The organism is Limosilactobacillus avistercoris (assembly GCF_014836425.1).
GTDB classification, from domain to species: Bacteria; Bacillota; Bacilli; order Lactobacillales; family Lactobacillaceae; genus Limosilactobacillus; species Limosilactobacillus agrestimuris.
On sequence record NZ_JACSQW010000053.1, the window covers coordinates 1 to 772 of the forward strand.

Genomic DNA, 772 nt, shown 5'->3' on the forward strand with positions numbered 1-772 from the left:
AATCATAACCACCCGTAAAACGGGTGGTTTGTACAACGGCTATAAGCCGATCAGAAAAGCCAGCGTCTCAAGGCGCTGGCTTTCGCTTTGCTCAAGCCAAAATGCTCTGACTTCTTCGCTACCGCTTTAAGCGGTATTTGTATTCCTTCACTTACCCTTAAAAGGGTCTGAGTATTCTGTACTTGTTAACTTATCTATGGCAATATCATGCTTTTCTTGATCTCGAATATACTTTTTTATTGTGGCTTCGTTCATTCCTACTGTACTTACGTAATATCCTTCCGCCCAGAAATGTCTATTTCCAAACTTATATTTTAAATTCGCATGCCGGTCAAACATCATTAATGCACTTTTCCCTTTTAAGTACCCCATAAATTGCGAAACGCTTAGCTTCGGCGGGATACTTACTAATAAATGTACATGATCTGGCATCATATGTCCTTCAATTATCGTTACTCCTTTATACTTACATAACAATTTTATATAGTCTCGCAAGTCTTTTCGATATTGATTGTATATTATTTTACGTCTATACTTTGGAATGAATACGATGTGGTATTTACATAACCACTTTGTATGGGCTAAACTGTTTAGTTTATTAGCCATATTTATAAAACCTCTTTTCCCTTATCGATTTTGGCTTGAACACCTACATCTTAAGGCAAAAGAGGCCTTTTTTATATAATTCTTATCCCCCACCCGCATAGCAGGTGGTTTTTTGTTTCGCACACTCGCTCTGCTCGCGTGCTCAACTAGGTCTAAAGACACTAAT

General features: G+C 37.8%; 1 protein-coding gene. It reads right to left on the reverse strand.

Going from position 1 to position 772, the window contains the following annotated elements:
- Window positions 1–147: 147 nt before the first annotated feature.
- Window positions 148–606, reverse strand: coding sequence for an IS200/IS605 family transposase (tnpA, locus tag H9564_RS09040; RefSeq protein WP_142499373.1), 459 nt, complete (start codon window positions 604–606; stop codon window positions 148–150).
- Window positions 607–772: the final 166 nt, after the last annotated feature.

Bases quoted from the DNA above. Each gene is read 5' to 3' on its own strand.
- tnpA (WP_142499373.1), bottom strand. From the start codon at position 606: ATGGCTAATAAACTAAACAGTTTAGCCCATACAAAGTGGTTATGTAAA.